Source organism: Streptomyces cacaoi, from assembly GCF_006539165.1.
GTDB classification, from domain to species: Bacteria; Actinomycetota; Actinomycetes; order Streptomycetales; family Streptomycetaceae; genus Streptomyces; species Streptomyces cacaoi.
The window spans coordinates 188,438-205,961 of the sequence record NZ_BJMM01000003.1 but is presented as its reverse complement, the minus strand read 5'-3'; the positions used below and the strand labels follow the sequence as shown (position 1 = coordinate 205,961).

Genomic DNA, 17,524 nt, shown 5'->3' with positions numbered 1-17,524 from the left:
GGTGCTGCCATGCGATCAGCGCTTCCGGTGCGGAAGTCCGCACGGAGGGGAAACGGCAGTCGAACAAGCCGGAAATGCCTGGGCGTAGCCGGAGTTGGAGCTGGAGCCGGAGCCCGGAGACGGCCATGAGAGCCCGTGCGCCACCGGCGGCCTCCATGAGGCAGCGGCTCGCCGCGGGGTGTGCGTGACGGTCGGGCACGTCGAGGGATTCGCCGTCGTCGACCCGGACCCCGACCGCGGCGGCGGAGGAGGCATACGGCTACCGGAAGGTGTGAAACCGCACCCGGGGGCGGGGGCCGGACCGTCCGGCCCACGGCCCGGCACGGCCCCGCTTCACTCCTCCTCGGCCCTCGGCCGCGCGTCCGCCGCGCGCGGCCGGGCCCGCAGATGGGCGCGCTCGCCCTGCTGCCCGAACAGGCTGAGGAACTCCACAGCCCGGGCGTCGGCCGGACCGAACCAATGCGGTACACGGGTGTCGAACTCGGCGGCCTCACCGGGCGCGAGAACCAGATCGTGCTCACCGAGGACGAGCCGCAGCCGACCGTTGAGCACGTAGAGCCACTCGTAGCCCTCATGGGTCTGCGGATCGGGCTCCTTACGGCTGCCACCGGCAAGCACGAGCTTGTACGCCTGGATGCCACCGGCGCGGCGAGTCAGCGGCAGCATCGTCATCCCGTGCCGGGTGACGGGACGCAGATGGATACGCGGATCCCCGGTGGGCGGGGCGTCGACGAGTTCGTCGAGCGTGACGCCATGGGCCTTGGCCAGCGGAAGCAACAGTTCCAGCGTCGGCCGGCGGCTGCCGGACTCCAGCCGGGACAGGGTGCTGACGGAGATGCCGGTCGCCTCCGAGAGACGGGCCAGCGTGGTCTCGCGCTGCTTGCGCAGCGTGCGCAGCCGGGGGCCGACCGCGTCCAGCGCCTGGTCCAGATCGTCGTCCATGCCCGCCAGTTTGCCACGACAGCAAGGAACTTTGCCGCCCGGGGAATCGGCGCGCACGGTGGTGCGCGGAGGTGGTCGAGATGACCGACGAGTTGAGCAGGGCATACGACGCCGTGGTGATCGGCGGGGGCGCCGCCGGGCTGAGCGGCGCACTGACACTCGCCCGGGCACGGCGGACGGTGGCGGTGATCGACGCCGGGGCCCCGCGCAACGCCCCGGCGGCAGCCGTGCACGCGCTGTTCGCGCTGGACGGGACCAGCCCCGCCGAACTTCTGGAGCGCGGCCGGGCGGAGGTCCGCCGCTACGGCGGCCATGTGGTGTCCGGCGAGGTCGGCGCCGTCGCACGGAGCGAGCCGGAGCCGGGGGCCGGGGCCGGCTCGGGGCCCGGGTTCACCGTCGCCCTCGCCGACGGCCGGAGCGTCCGGGCGCGCCGGCTGCTGGTCGCGAGCGGACTGACCGACGAGCTGCCGGACGTTCCCGGGCTGCGCGAGCGCTGGGGCCGGGACGTCCTGCACTGCCCGTACTGCCACGGCTGGGAGGTACGGGACCAGGCCATCGGTGTGCTGGCGACCGGGCCGATGGCTCTGCACCAGGCCCAGCTGTTCCGGCAGTTGAGCAGGGACGTCGTGCTCTTCTCGCACACGGGCCCGGCCCCGGAGGGCGAGGAGGCCGACCATCTGGCCGCGCGCGGGATCCGCGTGGTGACCGGTGAGGTGGCCGCGCTGGAGACCGTGGACGACCGACTGGCGGGAGTGCGCCTCCGGGACGGCCGGGTGGTCGGCCGGGAGGCACTGGCGGTGGCGTCCCGGATGGTGGCGCGCGCCGGTTTCCTGGCGGAGCTGGGGCTGAAGACGCAGGAGCATCCGGCGGGCGTCGGCGAGTACGTCCCGTCCGGGCCGGGCGGGCGTACCGAGGTGCCCGGGGTGTGGGTCGCGGGCAATGTCACCGACCCGATCGCGCAGGTGGGCGCGGCGGCCGCGGCCGGCACCGGCGCAGCAGTGCAGATCAACGCCGACCTGATCGACGAGGAGACCCGCCGGGCCGTCGCCGCCCATCCGTTCTCACCGCGGGCCGAGGCCCGCGTCTCCGCCGCGGTCACCGCTGACAGCCGCCACGGACTGTGACCGGCCGCCCGGGCCGCAACGGTGTTGCCGCGCGGCCCGGCACGGCCCGGCGTGGACGAGCGGTGCGGCCCGGAGGGGGGACCGCCGTCGAGCCGTGGCGGTCGGGACGCGGCCGGTCCCTCCCGGGCCCGGGCCCTCTGGGTCCGTCGGGCCGGCTCCGTCGGGCCGAAGCCGTCAAGCCGGGCCGTCAGGCCGGGGCCGTTTCCGCTGTGCCGAACCAGGCGGGGCCCTCCGTCTCGGCGGCCTGCTCGATCCGGAAGCGGGCGAACCGCTTCAGGTCCGGCAGTTCGTCGAGGCCGAACCAGCCGACGTCGAGGGACTCGTCGTCGTTGACCCGGGCCTCGGCCGCGGCGAGGGCCGTCGCCCGGCAGCGGAAGGTGATGTCCATGTACTGGCAGATGTCGCCGTTCGGGTAGACGACCGGCTTCTCCCGGGTGTGCACCAGCACGACCCGCTCGGGGGTGCACCGCACATGGGTCTCCTCGAAGACCTCCCGCACGGCGCAGTCGGCGGGCTGCTCCCCCGGCTCGGGAATGCCGCCGATCACCGACCACGCGCCGTTGTCGGCACGTCTGCCGAGGAGCACTCGGCGCTGGTCGTCGAAGACGACCGCGCTGACGCCGGGGAGGAACAGCAACTGGTGTCCCGCGGTGGCCCGTAGGTCGCGGATGAAGTCGGGTGTAGCCATGCATCGACCCTACGTGGCACGCGCCGGCAGGGCCCCGCACCGCCGGCCGGGGGCCGGGGGCCGGGCGGAGACGGTCGGCGCGAGGCCGGTGCGGCGCGTGCTCACCGGCAGCGAAAAGGTGAAGCTGGCTACACCGACCGGCACCGGCCCGCTCGCCTAGGCTGCCCGCCATGCGCCAGGCACTCCGGAAAGCGGGCCTCGCCACGCTCCATCTGCTGACCGGGGCTGCGCTCGGTCTCGTGTGCTACGTGACCATCGGGCTGATGCTGTTCGCCGTCGCGGCGACCGTCGTGGTGGTCGGCGCGGGGATGCTGCCGGAGGCCGTCCGTCTGCTGCACCTGCTCGCCGGGTTCGAGCGGCGCAGGACCGGCGCGTGGACGGGCGTGACCGTCGAGGCGGCCCATCTGCCGCTCGACCGGGGCCGGTTGGCCGAGCGGGTCCGCACGGTCGCGACCGACCCGGGCACCTACCGCGAACTGGGCTGGCTGTGCGCTCAGCTGCTCTACGGGCTGCTGCTGTGCTATCTCGCGCTGGTGCTGTGGCCGCTCGCCCTCCTCGTGGACGGGGCGCTCGGGCTGCTGGGCCGCCGCCCGGCCGTGCTGCCGCTGATCGTCGCGCTGGCGTCCCTGGAGGCGTCGTTCTCGCACGCGCTGCTGCGGCCCTCCCCCAGCGCCCGGCTGGCGGACCGGGTGGCCCAGCTGTCCGCCACCAGGGCCGGGGCCGTGGCGGCGCACGGTGACGAACTGCGGCGCATCGAACGGGATCTGCACGACGGGACACAGGCGCGGCTCGTCGCGCTGTCGATGCGGCTCGGCCTGGCGCTGCGGGCCTACGACCGCGATCAGGGGAATGTGCGCCCGCTGCTGGACGAGGCGCGCCGACAGGCCGAGGAGGCGCTCACGGAGCTGCGGCACGTGGTCCGCGGCATCCATCCCCCGGTGCTCTCCGACCGCGGTCTGGCCGGTGCGGTACGGGCGTTGGCGGCGGACAGCGGCCTGGAGGTGCGGGTGACCGTCGAGGGGCTCGCGGACGGCGCCGAGGACCGCAGCCGGGCGCCGGCCCCGGTCGAGGCGGCGGCGTACTTCGTCGTCGCCGAGGCGCTGACGAACGCGGCGAAGCACAGCGGCGCCGCGCGTGCGGTGGTGGAGCTGGTGCGCACGGAGGGGCAGGTGCGGGTCCGGATACGGGACGACGGGGCGGGCGGTGCGGACGAGTCGCGCGGCACGGGCCTGCTCGGCGTGCGGCGCAGGGTGGCGGCGCTGGACGGCGCCGTCCGGCTGTCCAGCCCGCCGGGCGGCCCCACGGAACTGGAGGCGCTGCTGCCGTGCGCCTAGCGCCGCCGGGGCCCGGCGCCCCGGGCTGTCGCCGGGGCGCGGGGAGACGCGGAGTGTCAGCCGCGGACGGCGGCGAGGCGGGAGCGGATGTGCCGCACCGCTGTCTCGGCGTCGTCGACGGTGACGGTGAAGACCCGGCCGTCGCCGAGGCGCAGCACGAGGCCCTCGCCGCGGCGCACGATGACGGCGGTGCCCTTCTCCGGCCGCCAGCGGTAGCCCCAGCCGCCCCAGTGGCAGGGCGTCACGCTGGGTGCGTGATCGGCGGCGACGACGTCCCGCAGGGGGATGCGGCGCCGGGGCAGACCGGCGTGGCCGCAGCGGATCTCCAGGGTGTCCCGGTGGAGCTTCACCTCGACGTGCACGAAGGCCAGGGTGCCGAAGAGGATGAGCAGCCCCGCGCCGAGACAGCCGACGACGGCCATGACGAGCGGTGCCACCGTGGCGGACCACGCCGCGTCCACGGCGAGGTCGATGCCCAGCGCCAGACAGCCGGCGCCGAGCGCCGCGAGCAGCCACTGGACTCTGCCGGTGGCGCGCCCCTTCCAGACCTCGGTGCGGCCGCGGGGAGCGGATTCGGCGGCGGGAGCCCCCTCGCCCTCGGCGAGCGGAGCGCCGTCGCGGGGATAGTCCCTCATGTCCCGAAGAGTACCCCGGGCGGGCGGACGGGGCAGCCCGTCTCCGGGATGGACAGCGGAACCGGATCGTCTACGTACGGAGGGTGGACGACTGCCGCCGGACGGGCCCGTCGCGAGGCCCCGGCGGGCGGGTGCGGTCAGTGCGCCGCCGGGCTGGGGGCGGCCAGCAGGCGGCCCTCGGCGTAGGTGAGCGCGGCGGGCGGCAGCCCGGGCGCGTGCCGTCCGCTGTGCAGGACGGTCAGCCCGCCGACGGGCGCGGCCTGCGGCCGGGGCGCGGAGCCCGCGCGGCGCAGCGCCTGGGCGCAGACGGCCTGGGCGGAGCCGTGCAGCACCGGCCCGGCGGGGCGGTCGCCGCGCAGTGCCTCGCGGATGCGGGTGCCGACGAGTTCGTAGTGGGTGCAGCCGAGGACGACGGCGGCGACGCCGTCGGGAGTGCGGGCGGCGGCCTGTTCGACGGCCGCGTCGATGAGGTCCTCGTCGCCGCTCTCGATGGCGTCGGCGAGGCCGTGGCAGGGCACACCGGTGATGTCCGCGCCGTTGCCGAACTGCTCGATGAGGCGCCGCTGGTAGGGGCTGCCGGTGGTGGCGGGCGTGGCCCAGATCGCGACGGGCCCGCCGTGCTCGGCGGCGGCAGCCGCGGCCGGTTTGACGGCGGGCACGGTGCCGACCACGGGCAGTGCGGGCTCCAGTTCGGCGCGCAGCGCGGGCAGCGCGTGCACGGAAGCGGTGTTGCAGGCGACGAGGAGCGCGTCGGGGCCGTGCGCGGCGGCGGCGCGGGCGCAGTCCAGTGCGCGGGCGGTGATGTCGTCCGCGGTGCGCGGGCCCCAGGGCAGGCCGTCGGGGTCGGAGGAGAGCACGAGGTCGGCGTCGGGCCGTGCGCGGCGCACCGCCGCGGCCGCCGCGAGCAGGCCGATTCCGGAGTCCATCAGCGCGATCTTCACGGAGAGCAACTGTAATCGATCGGGCATACGGGCCGGTGTCCGCACGGACCGCCCCGGCCCGATCGCTGCCCCGGTACGGCGCCGTGCGGCAGACTGCCGCCGATGAACGCGCTGATCTCCTCGCCGGTCCAGGTCGTTCCCCTCGTCTCGCTCGCCGCCTGGCTGTGGCTGCTGCTGTGTCACGGCTTCTTCTGGCGTACCGATGTGCGGCTGCCGCCGGGCGCCGGCGGGGAGCCCGCACGGTGGCCCTCGGTCACGGCGGTGGTGCCGGCGCGGGACGAGGCGGAGGTGCTGCCGGTCAGCCTGCCCTCGCTGCTGGGCCAGGAGTACCCGGGGCGGCTGGAGATCGTGCTGGTGGACGACGGGTCGACGGACGGCACCGGGGCGCTGGCCCGCGAGCTGGCCGCCGCCTCCGGGAGCGGGCCGCGGCTGACGGTGCTGGACCCGGGGCCGCCCGAACCGGGCTGGACGGGGAAGCTGTGGGCGGTCCGGTGCGGTATCGCCCGTGCCCGCGCCGAGGGCGGCGGGCCGGACTTCCTGCTGCTGACGGACGCCGACATCGCGCACTCCCCCGGCACACTGCGTGCGCTGGTGGCCGGGGCGGAGGCCGGGGGGCTCGACCTGGTCTCGCAGATGGCGCGGCTGCGGGTGGTCACCGCCTGGGAGCGGCTGATCGTCCCCGCCTTCGTCTACTTCTTCGCGAAGCTGTATCCGTTCCGCCGCGTCAACAGGCCGGGGGCGCGCACCGCGGCGGCGGCCGGCGGCTGTGCGCTGGTGCGTACGGAGGCGGCCGTACGGGCGCGGCTGCCGGAGAGCATCAAGGACGCGGTGATCGACGATGTGAACCTGGGCCGGGCCGTGCAGCGTTCGGGCGGCCGGATCTGGCTGGGCCTGGCCGAGGGGGTCACCAGTGTGCGGCCCTACACCGGGCTGCGTCCCCTGTGGCGGATGGTCTCGCGCAGCGCCTACGCACAGCTGCGCAACAATCCGCTGCTGCTGGCCGGCACCGTCGTCGGGCTCGCGCTGGTGTATCTGGTGCCGCCGGTGTGGGCGTGCGCGGGCTCGCCGGTGGGCGGCGCCGCCTGGCTGGTGATGACGCTGAGCTATCTGCCGATGCTGCGCTACTACCGGCAGCCGCTGTGGCTGGCGCCGCTGTTGCCGGTCACGGCCGCGCTGTACACGGCGATGACGGTGGACTCGGCCGTTCAGCACCACCGGGGCCGGGGCGCGGCCTGGAAGGGGCGGACCTACGGGTGATCCGCCCGGCTCCCGCGGCCCGCCCCGGCCCGGCGGTCACTTGCGGCCGGGCGTCCACTGCATGCCCCAGCCGTACTCCTGGTCGACGGTGCGCTGGGGGCTGACGCCCTGCTTCGGCACGAGGTAACGGGCCTCGCGGCGGACCATCAGTTCGCCGTTGTCGTTGGTGATGAGCGCGAGGGCGCAGACCGTCGAGGGCACCGTGCACTCGTCGAGGGAGAAGTCGACGGGGGCGCCGTGCTGGGGGCGCAGCGTGACGGTGGCGTGCAGCCCGGCGAAGCTGCGGGCGCCCTCGTAGATGGTGACGAAGATGAGGATGCGCCGCAGCTGTGCCGTGTGGTCCAGGTTGATGGTGAGGTTCTCGCCGGTCTCGACGGCGCCGGTGCGGTCGTCGCCGTCGAGGTGGATCCAGGGCGGCTGGTGCAGCGAGCCGAAGGAGTTGCCGAGTGCCTGCACGACGCCCTTGCGTCCGTCGGAGAGTTCGTAGAGCGCGCACAGGTCGAGGTCGGGGCCGGTCAGTGCGCCCATGGCGCGGCTGAACTTGCCGAGCAGGCCCTTGGGCTGGTCGATCTGCGTCGTCCAGTTGAGGTTGACGCGCATGGCGCCGGAGGTGCCGCCCTGCTTGGTCAGGGAGACGGACGGCGACTCCTTGGTGAGCGTCACCTTGCTGAGCCGTACGGGCCCGGACGACTGCGGCGCCGCCGGGGACGGGGTGGGCGGCGGGGTGGGTCCCGGCGGCGGTGCCGGGTCGGTGCCGGGCGGTCCCGGAAGGGTGGGCGGGCCCGGCAGGGTGGGCGCGTCGGGGAGCGTGGGCGCGGCCGGCATGTCGGGCGGGGGCGGTGCGCCGGGGCCGGCGGGGCCGCCGGGTGCGGGTGGCGCGGCGGCCGCCGAGGGGCCGGCGTCGGCTGCGGGTTCGTCGACGCTGATGCCGAAGTCGGTGGCCAGTCCGGCCAGTCCGGTGTCGTAGCCCTGGCCGACGGCGCGGAACTTCCAGGCGCCCTGGCGCCGGTACAGCTCGCCGAGCAGGAAAGCGGTCTCCGGCCCGGCGTCGGCCGGTTCGAAGCGGGCGATCTCGGTGCCGGCGGTGCCCTGACCGCCGCCGGGGCCCGCGTCGGTGACGCTGATGTAGAGGCCGGGCACCTGGCCGAAGGTGCCGCCGTCGGCGGAGGCCGCGACGACGATGCGGTCGATCTCCGGCTCGACGCCGGTCAGTTCGACGGTGAGCGCGTCGACGTGGGCGCCGCCGGCCGGTCCGCCCTGCCGGTGGCCCTCGTGCCGCACGGTCTGCGACGGGTGCCGGGGCTGGTTGTAGAAGACGAAGTCGGCGTCCGAGCGCACTCTTCCGCGCTCGGTGAGCAGCAGGGCCGAGGCGTCGACGTCGGGTACGCCGGCGCCCGTGCGCCATCCGATCTCGATGCGGACGTTCGCCGCAGCCACCGGGACGTTGGCCCCCTTGCGCATCGTCATGCCTCTCCCCCTCGGGCTCGGTTCCGTACTGCGGGCAAGCAAACAGCCGTCTCCAACCTATTGCACGGGGGCGCGCACTCCCACGCCGTCCGGGGACGGTGCCGCGGAACGGGCGGTTGCGGGGGCCGGACGGACCGGAGCGAACGGTCGCGGACGCTCCGTCACATGTCCCGAACACCTGGACGCAGCAGGGGCGTTCTCCTGCCCCATCTGTGGGCTTATGCTTCTGTCAGCTTCCCTCTCGCGCGCCCGCAACCGGGACAGGCGGGAACCAGCCACGCTCGCGTGCCCGGTCGGGGGACGGCTCCGGTCGACACGGGGGTGTTCGTCCGGTTCGCACTCCCCGGCGTGCACCTCCCGGCACGTGCTGCACAACCGGGGAAAACCGGCTCCCGTCTGCAGGGACGCGGGTGGGACGGGCGTTCCCCAGTACCTCTCTGGTCTCGATGCCGATTGTGGGCTTACCTTATGAGCATGACCTCCCCCCGCAGTTCCTACGGCGGCGGCTACTACGCTGCTCCGTCCTATCCCGAGACGCCGATCTACGACATGCTCGTCGCCGAGCGGGGTACTCCGCAGATCGCTCCCATCCGGGTGCCGTCCGCGTACGACACGGGGGGCGGCAGCGCGCTGCCGGCACTGCCCGCCGCGCTGCCGGCCGGGCCCGACCCCCGGCAGGCGCCGCAGCCCGCGCCGCTGCACAGCACCCCCGCGCAGGCCCCTTCCTACGGCTACCAGGCGCCGGTTCCGCAGCCGCACGCGCCGCAGCCCGCGCCGCCGCAGCCGGCCCCCGCGCCGATGCAGCAGCAGGCGCCCGCCGCGCTGCCGCCCGGTCCCGCCGCGCTGCCGCAGGGCTCAGGGCCGCTCCAGCCGACGCCCGCGCCGCACATTCCGCAGCAGGCCCCGGCGCGCGGCTACCCCGGCCAGGGCATGCAGGGCCAGTACCCGCAACAGCCCCAGCCGCAGCAGCAGTACGCGCCGCCCGCGCACCAGCAGCCCACCCAGCACATGCGCCCGGTCGCCCCGCGCCCGGCCGCGCCCCGTCAGATGCCCACGCCGTACGAGGAGCAGTACGGCCAGCACCCGTACCCGGGCCGGGGGTACTGAGCCGGTACTGAGCCGGGGCGCCGGCGCCCAACCGCCGGGGCGGGCCGGGGAGTCGGGGAGCGACCGGGTCGCGCAGCCGTGGGGGACGGAGCGTGGGATCGGCCGCGGGGCCGGGCGAAGGGGCATGTACGGGTGTGTGCCCCGAGGATGACAGGATGTCCACATGTCGACACCTGTGCTCGGTTCCCTGCATGTCTATCCGGTGAAGTCCCTCGCGGGAACCGCACTGCGGGAGATGACGGTGGAGCCCTGGGGTGCCGTCGGTGACCGCCGCTGGCTGCTGGTCGGCGCTGATCACGGCGCGCTGACCCAGCGCGAGCATCCACGCCTCGCGCTGGTCTCCGCGCGGCAACTGCCGGGCGGCGGGCTGCGGCTGGAGGCCGCGGGAACGGAACCGCTGGAGGTCGCGGTGCCGGACCCGGCCGCCGGGCACCTCACCGTGCGGATCTTCCGCAGCAAGCCGGAGGCCGTCCCCGCCGGTCCGCAGGCGGACGCATGGTTCTCGGCGTACCTGGGATGCGAGGTGCGGCTGGTGCACATGGACGCACCCGAGCACGCCCGGCCGATCACGTCCTCGCACGGACGGGAGGGCGAGACGGTCTCGTTCGCGGACAGCCTTCCCTTCCTGCTCACCACCTCGGCGTCGCTGGAGGGCCTCAACTCCCTCATCGCGGAGGGCGATCGGGCCGCGGAGGGGCCGCTGCCGATGAACCGGTTCCGGCCCGGCCTCGTCGTCGACGGCACCCGCCCCTGGGAGGAGGACGGGTGGCGCAGGGTGCGGGTCGGCGCGGTCTCCTTCCGGGTCGCCAAGCCCTGCGCGCGGTGTGTGATCACGACGACGGACCAGCAGACGGCCGTCCGCGGCAGGGAGCCGCTGCGCACGCTGGGCCGGCACCGGCGGGACGGCAACAAGCTGCTGTTCGGGCAGCTGTTGGTGCCCGAACAGCGGGGCACGCTGCGTATCGGCGACACCGTCGAGGTGCTGGAGCGGGCGGACTGAGGCCGGGCCCCGCGGCGGGTGCGGGACCGGTGCCGCGGGGCCGGCGGGCCGTCAGGTCTCCAGCAGTCGGGAGCGGATGAGGAAGCGCACGCCCTCGGGTGCCTCGACGGAGAACCCGCTGCCGCGCCCCGGGACGACATCGACCGTCAGATGGGTGTGGCTCCAGTAGGCGTACTGGCTCGCGGAGATCCAGAACGGCACCGGGTCGGGCACGCCCTCGATCTCCAGCTCGCCCAGCAGGACATCGGAGTCGCCGGTGCGGAACTCGCCGCGCTCGTAGCACATGGGGCTGCTGCCGTCGCAGCAGCCGCCGGACTGGTGGAACATCAGCGGGCCGTGTGTGCCGGTCAGCCGGCGCAGCAGCACTGCGGCTTCGGGGGTGACGTCCACGCGGGCGCCGGGGGCGCTCTCGGGTGCGTCCATCAGAACAGCCCGACCTTCTTCGGCGCATAGCTGACCAGCAGGTTCTTCGTCTGCTGGTAGTGCTCCAGCATCATGCGGTGGTTCTCGCGGCCGATGCCGGACTGCTTGTAGCCGCCGAACGCGGCGTGTGCGGGGTAGGCGTGATAGCAGTTCGTCCACACCCGTCCGGCCTGGATGGCGCGGCCCGCGCGGTAGGCGAGGGTGCCGTTGCGGGTCCACACGCCGGCGCCGAGGCCGTAGAGGGTGTCGTTGGCCAGCTCCATCGCGTCGTCGAAGTCGGTGAAGCCGGTGACGGCGACGACCGGGCCGAAGATCTCCTCCTGGAAGACGCGCATCCGGTTGCCGCCCTCCAGGATGGTCGGCCGCACATAGTAGCCGCCCGCCAACTCCCCGCCGAGGTCGGCGCGTTCACCTCCGGTCAGGACGCGGGCGCCCTCCTGCCGGCCGATGTCGAGGTAGGAGAGGATCTTCTCCAGCTGGTCGTTGGACGCCTGGGCCCCGACCATCGTGGCGGTGTCCAGCGGATGGCCCTGGACGATGGTCTCGGTGCGGGCGACGCACGCGTCGAGGAAGCTGCGGTAGTGGCTGCGCTGGATGAGGGCGCGGGAGGGGCAGGTGCACACCTCGCCCTGGTTGAGCGCGAAGAGGGTGAAGCCCTCCAGCGCCTTGTCGTAGAAGTCGTCCCCGTCGTCGGAGACGTCCTCGAAGAAGATGTTGGGGCTCTTGCCGCCCAGCTCCAGGGTGACCGGCTTGAGGTTCTCCGAGGCGTACTGCATGATCAGCCGGCCCGTGGTGGTCTCACCGGTGAAGGCGATCTTGGCGACGCGCGGGCTGGCCGCGAGCGGCTTGCCCGCCTCGGCGCCGAAGCCGTTGACGATGTTCACGACGCCGGGCGGCAGCAGATCGGACACCAGGCTCATCCAGTAGTGGATCGAAGCGGGCGTCTGCTCGGCCGGTTTGAGGACGACGGCGTTGCCCGCGGCGAGCGCGGGGGCCAGCTTCCAGGCGGCCATCAGGATCGGGAAGTTCCACGGGATGATCTGGGCGACGACACCGAGCGGCTCGTGGAAGTGGTAGGCGACGGTGTCCTCGTCGAGCTGCGAGAGGGAGCCCTCCTGGGCGCGCAGCGCGCCGGCGAAGTACCGGAAGTGGTCGACGGCGAGCGGGATGTCGGCGGCCAGCGTCTCGCGGACGGGCTTGCCGTTCTCCCAGCTCTCGGCGACCGCGAGCGCCTCCAGGTGCTCCTCCATCCGGTCCGCGATCCGGTTGAGCACCTGGGCGCGTTCGGCGGGCGCCGTGCGGCCCCACGGGCCCGCGGCCGCGTGCGCGGCGTCGATGGCGCGCTCGACGTCGGCGGCGGTGCCGCGGGCGATCTCGGTGAACGGCGCCCCGTTGACGGGCGTCGGGTTCTCGAAGTAGCCGCCCTTCTCGGGTGCCACGTAGGCGCCGCCGATCCAGTGGTCGTAGCGGGCCTGGTACGCCATCACGGCGCCCTCGCTGCCCGGTGCGGCGTAGCGGCTCATGCTGTGCCTCCCCTGTGCCGAGGTTCCCCGCCGCGGGGGCGGCGGGGCGCGGTGCGGTCCTGTTCCGGGCCGGTCCCGGTCCGGGGCCCTTCCTGATCGGGGGCCTTTCCTGATCCGGGGCCCTTCCTGATCCGGTGCGCTCCGGGTCGGGGCCCGTCAGGTCCCGTCTCGTTCGGTCCGGTCCAGTTCGGTCCGGTCCGGTCCGGTCCGGGGAAGCTAGCGCGCGGAACGTTGCGCGGACGTTGCGTGCCGGCCGCCCGTGCGCCTGCCGCTGTGCGCGCTCCTGCCGCCGTCCGCCGGCGGCAGCCCGTAGGCGGAGCGCAGCGCGGCCACCCGCCCGGCGGTGTGCGGCCCGGGCCGCACGGCGTGCAGGGCCTCCCACGCCTCCAGGTCGTCCTCCCCGGCGCCGGTGCCCAGCCACGTCTCCAGCAGACCCGGGTCCGCCTCCTGGAGCAGCCGGCGGCGCAGCCGGTTCTCCAGCACACGGCGCAGCCGGACGACGCCGGGCGCCTCGGACGACGGCAGCAGCGGCCCGGCGTAGGCGGCGAGCGCCGAGGCGGTGTCCGAGGCGGCGAGCGCGTCGGTGACGGTGTCGTAGTCGGTGACCGGGCGGCGCACCAGTCGGTACGGCCGGGAGGCCAGCAGCGGCCCCAACAGCTGCCGCAGCCGGGAGAGTTCGGCGCGCAGCGTGACGGGCGTGACCTCCCGCTCCCCGTACAGCTCGCGGGCGAGCGCCTCACCGCCGAGCCCGTCGGGGTGCGCGGCCAGCAGCAGCACGATCTCGCTGTGCCGGCGGCCGAGGCGCAGCGGGCCGCCGGCCGCCCGCGTCCCCGGGGTGTGCAGCAGCGCCTCGTCGCGGCCGAGCACGGCCAGCCCGTCGCCGGTGGCGGGGCCGCCGGGCCCGGGCGGGGCAGCGGCGAGCCGGGCCTCGGCGGCGCGGGCCGTGGCCTGGACGAGGGCGAGGCTGTGCGGGGAGGCGAGATGGTCGCCGCCGGTGAGGTCGACGGCGCCGACGATACGGCCGGTGTGCGGGTCGTGGACGGGCGCTGCGGCGCAGGTCCACGACTGGACGGGCCGGCAGTAGTGCTCCGCGGCGAAGATCTGCACGGCGTGTCCGACGGCGAGCGCGGTGCCGGGCGCGTTGGTGCCGCTGTCCCGCTCGGACCAGTGGGCGCCGGGGACGAAGTTCATCGCCTCGGCCCTGCGCCGTACCTGGGAGTGGCCCTCGACCCAGAGCATGGTGCCGCGCTCGTCGCAGACGGACAGCAGATGGGCGCCGTCGTCCGCGATGCTGCCGAGCAGTTCCCGGAACAGCGGCATCACCCGGGCCAGCGGATGGCAGGCGCGGCGCGCGGTGAGCCGCTCGTCGTCCAGGTCGACCCGGGCGAGGCTCTCGGGGCCGAGCCGGGCCCCGGCGCACCGGCGCCAGGAGTCGGCCACCACGTCCCGGACGGGGCCGCCGAGCGTCCCGCCGGTGAGGAACCGCTCGTGGGCGCGGCGCATCTGCCCGGCCCGGGCGGCCGGGTCCGCTCCTGCTTCGAGCGCCAGCCATGGATTGCGCACCCCGTCATCGTGCCGCCGTTCGCGTGCCGGGACAACGCCGTGCGCACGCCGTACCGGCGCGGAAAGACCGCCGGGACGCCGGGTGTCGGCCGCGGGGCTGCCTGGTACCCATCCGGCATGCCGGAACACGATCACCTCACCGACCACGAGGCGGACCAGCTCGACGCGCACTGGCGCGCCCTCAACTACCTCTCGGCCGCACAGCTGTATCTGCGGGCCAACCCGCTGCTCGACGAACCGCTGCGGCCCGAGCACATCAAGCCGCGGCTGCTGGGGCACTGGGGCACCTGCCCGGGCCTCGGGCTGATGTACACCCACCTCAACCGGATGATCCGGCGCACCGGGCGGCGCACCATGGCGGTGTGGGGGCCGGGGCACGGCGCGGCGGCCGTACTGGCGGGCGCGTGGCTGGAGGGCACCTACGGGGAGCTGGATCCGGACGCGTCCCGGGACCGGGCGGGCATGCTGCGGCTGTTCCGGGACTTCTCCCAGCCGGGCGGCGTCCCCAGCCACACCGCGCCGGACGTGCCCGGCTCCATCCAGGAGGGAGGCGAGCTGGGCTACTCCCTCGCGCACGCCTACGGCGCCGCCTTCGACCACCCGGATCTGCTGGTGTGCGCCGTCATCGGGGACGGCGAGGCGGAGACCGGTCCGCTGGCGGCCTCCTGGCACTCGAACACGTTCCTCGACCCGGTGCACGACGGTGCCGTGCTGCCGGTGCTGCATCTGAACGGCTACAAGATCGCCAACCCGACGGTGCTCTCCCGGCTGCCGCGCGAGGAGCTGGAGTTGCTGCTGCGCGGCTACGGCTACGAGCCGGTGTTCGTCACCGCCGACACCGGCACACCGCCCGCGCAGGCGCACCGCGAGCTGGCCGCCGCGCTCGACGGCGCGGTGGAGCGGATCGACGCGCTCCAGCAGGCGGCGCGCTCCGCCGACGGCCCGCCCGCCGGGCAGGCGGAGGACCGCCCGCACTGGCCGATGATCGTGCTGCGTACCCCGAAGGGCTGGTCGGGGCCGCGGGAGCTGGACGGGCTGCCGGTGGAGGGCACCTGGCGCGCGCACCAGGTGCCGCTGCCCGCGGTGCGCGAGGACGCCGAGCAGCTGCGCGCGCTGGAGCGGTGGCTGCGCTCCTACCGGCCCGACGATCTGTTCGACGAGGACGGCAGGCCGCGCGGGCAGGTGCTGGAGTGGGTCCCCGAGGGTTCGCTGCGGCTCGGCTCGGTGCCGGAGGCGAACGGCGGCCGGCTGCTGCGGAGGCTGCCGCTGCCCGCGCTGGAGCCGCACGCCGTCCCGGTGGAGCGCCCGGGCGGGGACGCGCACGAGCCGACCCGGGTGCTGGGCGGAATGCTCGCCGAGCTGATGGAGGCCACCCGGGAGCGCCGCGACTTCCGGCTGTTCGGGCCGGACGAGACGGACTCCAACCATCTGGACGGCGTCTACGAGGGCTCGCCGCGCGGCTGGCAGGCCGGATACAAGCCGACGGACGAACACCTGGGCCGGCACGGCCGGGTGCTGGAGGTCCTCTCGGAGCACATGTGCCAGGGCTGGCTGGAGGGGTATGTGCTGACCGGCCGGCACGGGCTGTTCGCCTCCTACGAGGCGTTCGCCAATCTGGTGGCGAGCATGGTGGCGCAGCACGTGAAGTGGGTGCACAGCGCCCGCGAGGTGACCTGGCGCCGCCCGGTGGCCTCCCTCAACTATCTGCTGACGTCGCACGCCTGGCGCCAGGACCACAACGGCTTCTCGCACCAGGACCCGGGCTTCATCGACCATGTGCTGAACAAGAGCCCCGACGTCGTCCGGGTCTATCTGCCGCCGGACACCAACACCCTGCTGTGCGTCACCGACCACGCGCTGCGCACCAAGGACACGGTGAACCTGATCGTGGCGGCCAAGCACGGCTGCTTCGACTGGCTGGACCTGGAGCAGGCCCGCGCACACTGCGCCCGGGGCCTGGGCGTGTGGGAGTGGGCGGGGACCGAACGCGCCAGCGAGGAGCCGGACGTGGTGCTGGCGTGCGCGGGCGACGTGCCCACCCAGGAGGTGCTCGCGGCGGCCTCCCTGCTGCGGTCGTGGCTGCCGCGGCTGGCGGTGCGGGTGGTGAACGTGGTGGACATCGCGCGGCTGACACAGCCCTCGCAGCATCCGCACGGGCTGCCGGACCCCGACTTCGACGCGGTGTTCACCCGGGACCGTCCGGTGGTCTTCGCCTACCACGGCTACCCGTGGCTGGTGCACCGGCTGGCCTACCGGCGCGCGGTCCACGAGCTGATGTCGGTGCGCGGGTACCGCGAGGCCGGGTCGACGACGACGCCGTTCGACATGGTGGTGCGCAACGGCATGGACCGCTACAGCCTCGTCATGGACGTCATCGACCGGGTTCCGGGCCTGGCGACGCGTGCCGCGCGGGTGCGGCAGGCCGCCGCGGACCTGCGGGAGCGGCACCACTGGTACATCAGGGAACACGGCGTCGACATGCCGGAGGTCGTCAACTGGCGCTGGCCCGGCCGGTGATCGGACGCGGCACGTCCTGCCGGGTGGACGGCGGCGGGCGGACCCGGCAGCGCACCGGCCGGGGCCGCCAGTAAACTCGGGCCATCGCGAGGGAGCGCAACCGGGCCCGGCACCAGGCACGACGCTGTCCGGAACCCCGTGCGGCCCCGGACCAGGGCCCACCGCTCCGGCATGCGCCGGAGTGCTCGGCGCCGCCTCGTGGAACACCGCCCCCGCGGGCACGTGCACGGGGAGAAGGGGGTGAGCGGCGGTGCGTACGATCGTCGGCCTGTGGCGCTGGCGCGGCAATCCGCTGTGCCGCCGCACCGACCGCGGCGAGGCGTGGCTGACGCTGTGGGCCACGGTGCTCATCGTCGTCGGGGCGCCGCTGGCGGGTCTGCTGACCGCCCAGGCGACGCACGAGACGCTGCTGCGCTCGGCCCAGGAGCAGCAGCGGGAGCGGCAGCGGGTCTGGGCCACGGCCGAACGGGTCGCCGTACGGCCCTCGTTCGACAACTCCGACCCGGAGTCGGTGTCCCGGCGGCCCACCAGGGCCCGGGTGACGGCCCGTTGGACGGCCCCGGACGGCCGGCAGCACAGCGCTACGTTCACCGTGCGGCACCACGTACGGCAGGGCGGCCGGATCCCGGTGTGGATCGACCGGGCGGGCCGGCTGACGTCCCGGCCGATGAGCACCCGCGGCGCCTCCTCGCACGCCCTGCTGGCCGGGGCCGCGGTGGGCGCCTGCGCGGGCGGCGGCCTGGAGGTGGCGCGCCGGCTGGGGGTGCGGCTGCTGCTGCGCCGGCGCTACGCACGCTGGGACGAGGAGTGGGCCCGTATCGGGCCGGACTGGGGACGCGCGGGCACCGGCCCCTGAGCCCGGGCCGTGTCCTGTCCGGGTCCTGTCCGGCGCGCGGAGGCCCGGCGGTGCGGGGCCGGCGCCGCCCACCTCGAAGGACCCGTCAACCGGGGTCGGCGGCGCACGCTACGGTGGTGCGGCCGGCAGGTCCGCGCCGTGGCGCGG

Annotated in this window: 15 protein-coding genes; 7 read left to right on the top strand and 8 right to left on the bottom strand. The window is 74.9% G+C overall.

What is annotated here, in order from left to right; all coding sequences use genetic code 11:
* Positions 1-333: 333 nt before the first annotated feature.
* Positions 334-942, bottom strand: coding sequence for a helix-turn-helix domain-containing protein (locus SCA03_RS04240; protein ID WP_030884840.1), 609 nt, complete (start codon positions 940-942; stop codon positions 334-336).
* A gap of 80 nt (positions 943-1,022) precedes the next feature.
* On the opposite strand from SCA03_RS04240, the gene SCA03_RS04235 reads away from it, so the two are divergent.
* Positions 1,023-2,066, top strand: a complete 1,044-nt coding sequence (locus SCA03_RS04235; RefSeq protein WP_086815198.1) for an NAD(P)/FAD-dependent oxidoreductase — start codon at positions 1,023-1,025, stop codon at positions 2,064-2,066.
* Positions 2,067-2,253: 187 nt separating this feature from the next.
* Here SCA03_RS04235 and SCA03_RS04230 read toward each other — a convergent pair whose 3' ends face one another.
* Positions 2,254-2,754: an NUDIX hydrolase gene (locus SCA03_RS04230; RefSeq protein ID WP_086815196.1), complete on the bottom strand. Its 501-nt coding sequence runs from the start codon at positions 2,752-2,754 to the stop codon at positions 2,254-2,256.
* A 170-nt stretch (positions 2,755-2,924) separates the two neighbouring features.
* Here SCA03_RS04230 and SCA03_RS04225 point away from each other — a divergent pair, with 170 nt between their 5' ends.
* Positions 2,925-4,088, top strand: a complete 1,164-nt coding sequence (locus SCA03_RS04225; protein ID WP_030878810.1) for a sensor histidine kinase — start codon at positions 2,925-2,927, stop codon at positions 4,086-4,088.
* A 56-nt stretch (positions 4,089-4,144) separates the two neighbouring features.
* On the opposite strand, the gene SCA03_RS04220 is transcribed toward SCA03_RS04225, so the two are convergent.
* Together SCA03_RS04220 and SCA03_RS04215 are read right to left on the bottom strand one after the other, a co-directional pair.
* Entirely contained in the window at positions 4,145-4,723 is a 579-nt protein-coding gene (locus SCA03_RS04220; RefSeq protein ID WP_030878813.1) for a hypothetical protein, read from the bottom strand.
* A 137-nt stretch (positions 4,724-4,860) separates the two neighbouring features.
* Entirely contained in the window at positions 4,861-5,664 is an 804-nt protein-coding gene (locus SCA03_RS04215) for a glutamate racemase (RefSeq protein ID WP_170297883.1), read from the bottom strand.
* 102 nt (positions 5,665-5,766) lie between these two features.
* Between SCA03_RS04215 and SCA03_RS04210 the strand changes: the two genes are divergently transcribed.
* Positions 5,767-6,921 carry a glycosyltransferase gene (locus SCA03_RS04210; RefSeq protein ID WP_086815194.1) on the top strand — a complete coding sequence of 385 codons (1,155 nt, stop codon included), beginning with the start codon at positions 5,767-5,769 and terminating at the stop codon, positions 6,919-6,921.
* 36 nt (positions 6,922-6,957) lie between these two features.
* Here the strand turns inward: SCA03_RS04210 and SCA03_RS04205 are convergent, their stop codons facing one another.
* On the bottom strand, positions 6,958-8,388 hold the full coding sequence (locus SCA03_RS04205; RefSeq protein WP_030884829.1) for a TerD family protein: 1,431 nt from the start codon (positions 8,386-8,388) through the stop codon (positions 6,958-6,960).
* A 474-nt stretch (positions 8,389-8,862) separates the two neighbouring features.
* Between SCA03_RS04205 and SCA03_RS04200 the strand changes: the two genes are divergently transcribed.
* Together SCA03_RS04200 and SCA03_RS04195 are read left to right on the top strand one after the other, a co-directional pair.
* On the top strand, positions 8,863-9,495 hold the full coding sequence (locus tag SCA03_RS04200) for a DUF6643 family protein (RefSeq protein WP_030884827.1): 633 nt from the start codon (positions 8,863-8,865) through the stop codon (positions 9,493-9,495).
* Between the two features lie 163 nt (positions 9,496-9,658).
* Complete coding sequence (locus tag SCA03_RS04195) at positions 9,659-10,495, top strand: MOSC domain-containing protein (protein WP_086815996.1); 837 nt, start codon at positions 9,659-9,661, stop codon at positions 10,493-10,495.
* A gap of 51 nt (positions 10,496-10,546) precedes the next feature.
* On the opposite strand, the gene SCA03_RS04190 is transcribed toward SCA03_RS04195, so the two are convergent.
* The 3 genes from SCA03_RS04190 to SCA03_RS04180 all read right to left on the bottom strand — a co-directional run bounded on the left by SCA03_RS04190 (position 10,547) and on the right by SCA03_RS04180 (position 14,004).
* Positions 10,547-10,918 carry a DUF779 domain-containing protein gene (locus SCA03_RS04190; RefSeq protein ID WP_030890336.1) on the bottom strand — a complete coding sequence of 124 codons (372 nt, stop codon included), beginning with the start codon at positions 10,916-10,918 and terminating at the stop codon, positions 10,547-10,549.
* On the bottom strand, positions 10,918-12,441 hold the full coding sequence (gene exaC, locus SCA03_RS04185) for an acetaldehyde dehydrogenase ExaC (protein ID WP_086815994.1): 1,524 nt from the start codon (positions 12,439-12,441) through the stop codon (positions 10,918-10,920). The genes SCA03_RS04190 and exaC overlap by 1 nt, the downstream gene beginning before the upstream one ends.
* A gap of 216 nt (positions 12,442-12,657) precedes the next feature.
* Positions 12,658-14,004: a helix-turn-helix domain-containing protein gene (locus SCA03_RS04180; protein WP_030890342.1), complete on the bottom strand. Its 1,347-nt coding sequence runs from the start codon at positions 14,002-14,004 to the stop codon at positions 12,658-12,660.
* A 117-nt stretch (positions 14,005-14,121) separates the two neighbouring features.
* On the opposite strand from SCA03_RS04180, the gene SCA03_RS04175 reads away from it, so the two are divergent.
* Both SCA03_RS04175 and SCA03_RS04170 read left to right on the top strand, forming a co-directional pair.
* Positions 14,122-16,521: a phosphoketolase family protein gene (locus SCA03_RS04175; protein ID WP_086815992.1), complete on the top strand. Its 2,400-nt coding sequence runs from the start codon at positions 14,122-14,124 to the stop codon at positions 16,519-16,521.
* A gap of 250 nt (positions 16,522-16,771) precedes the next feature.
* Positions 16,772-17,377, top strand: a complete 606-nt coding sequence (locus tag SCA03_RS04170) for an Rv1733c family protein (RefSeq protein ID WP_030884810.1) — start codon at positions 16,772-16,774, stop codon at positions 17,375-17,377.
* The last annotated feature ends 147 nt before the right edge of the window (positions 17,378-17,524 follow it).

Coding starts and splice junctions, on each gene's coding strand:
- SCA03_RS04230 (WP_086815196.1), bottom strand. CDS start 2,754: ATGGCTACACCCGACTTCATCCGCGACCTACGGGCCACCGCGGGACAC.
- SCA03_RS04205 (WP_030884829.1), bottom strand. CDS start 8,388: ATGACGATGCGCAAGGGGGCCAACGTCCCGGTGGCTGCGGCGAACGTC.
- SCA03_RS04195 (WP_086815996.1), top strand. CDS start 9,659: ATGTCGACACCTGTGCTCGGTTCCCTGCATGTCTATCCGGTGAAGTCC.
- SCA03_RS04240 (WP_030884840.1), bottom strand. CDS start 942: ATGGACGACGATCTGGACCAGGCGCTGGACGCGGTCGGCCCCCGGCTG.
- SCA03_RS04190 (WP_030890336.1), bottom strand. CDS start 10,918: ATGGACGCACCCGAGAGCGCCCCCGGCGCCCGCGTGGACGTCACCCCC.
- SCA03_RS04220 (WP_030878813.1), bottom strand. CDS start 4,723: ATGAGGGACTATCCCCGCGACGGCGCTCCGCTCGCCGAGGGCGAGGGG.
- exaC (WP_086815994.1), bottom strand. CDS start 12,441: ATGAGCCGCTACGCCGCACCGGGCAGCGAGGGCGCCGTGATGGCGTAC.
- SCA03_RS04235 (WP_086815198.1), top strand. CDS start 1,023: ATGACCGACGAGTTGAGCAGGGCATACGACGCCGTGGTGATCGGCGGG.
- SCA03_RS04225 (WP_030878810.1), top strand. CDS start 2,925: ATGCGCCAGGCACTCCGGAAAGCGGGCCTCGCCACGCTCCATCTGCTG.
- SCA03_RS04210 (WP_086815194.1), top strand. CDS start 5,767: ATGAACGCGCTGATCTCCTCGCCGGTCCAGGTCGTTCCCCTCGTCTCG.
- SCA03_RS04200 (WP_030884827.1), top strand. CDS start 8,863: ATGACCTCCCCCCGCAGTTCCTACGGCGGCGGCTACTACGCTGCTCCG.
- SCA03_RS04175 (WP_086815992.1), top strand. CDS start 14,122: ATGCCGGAACACGATCACCTCACCGACCACGAGGCGGACCAGCTCGAC.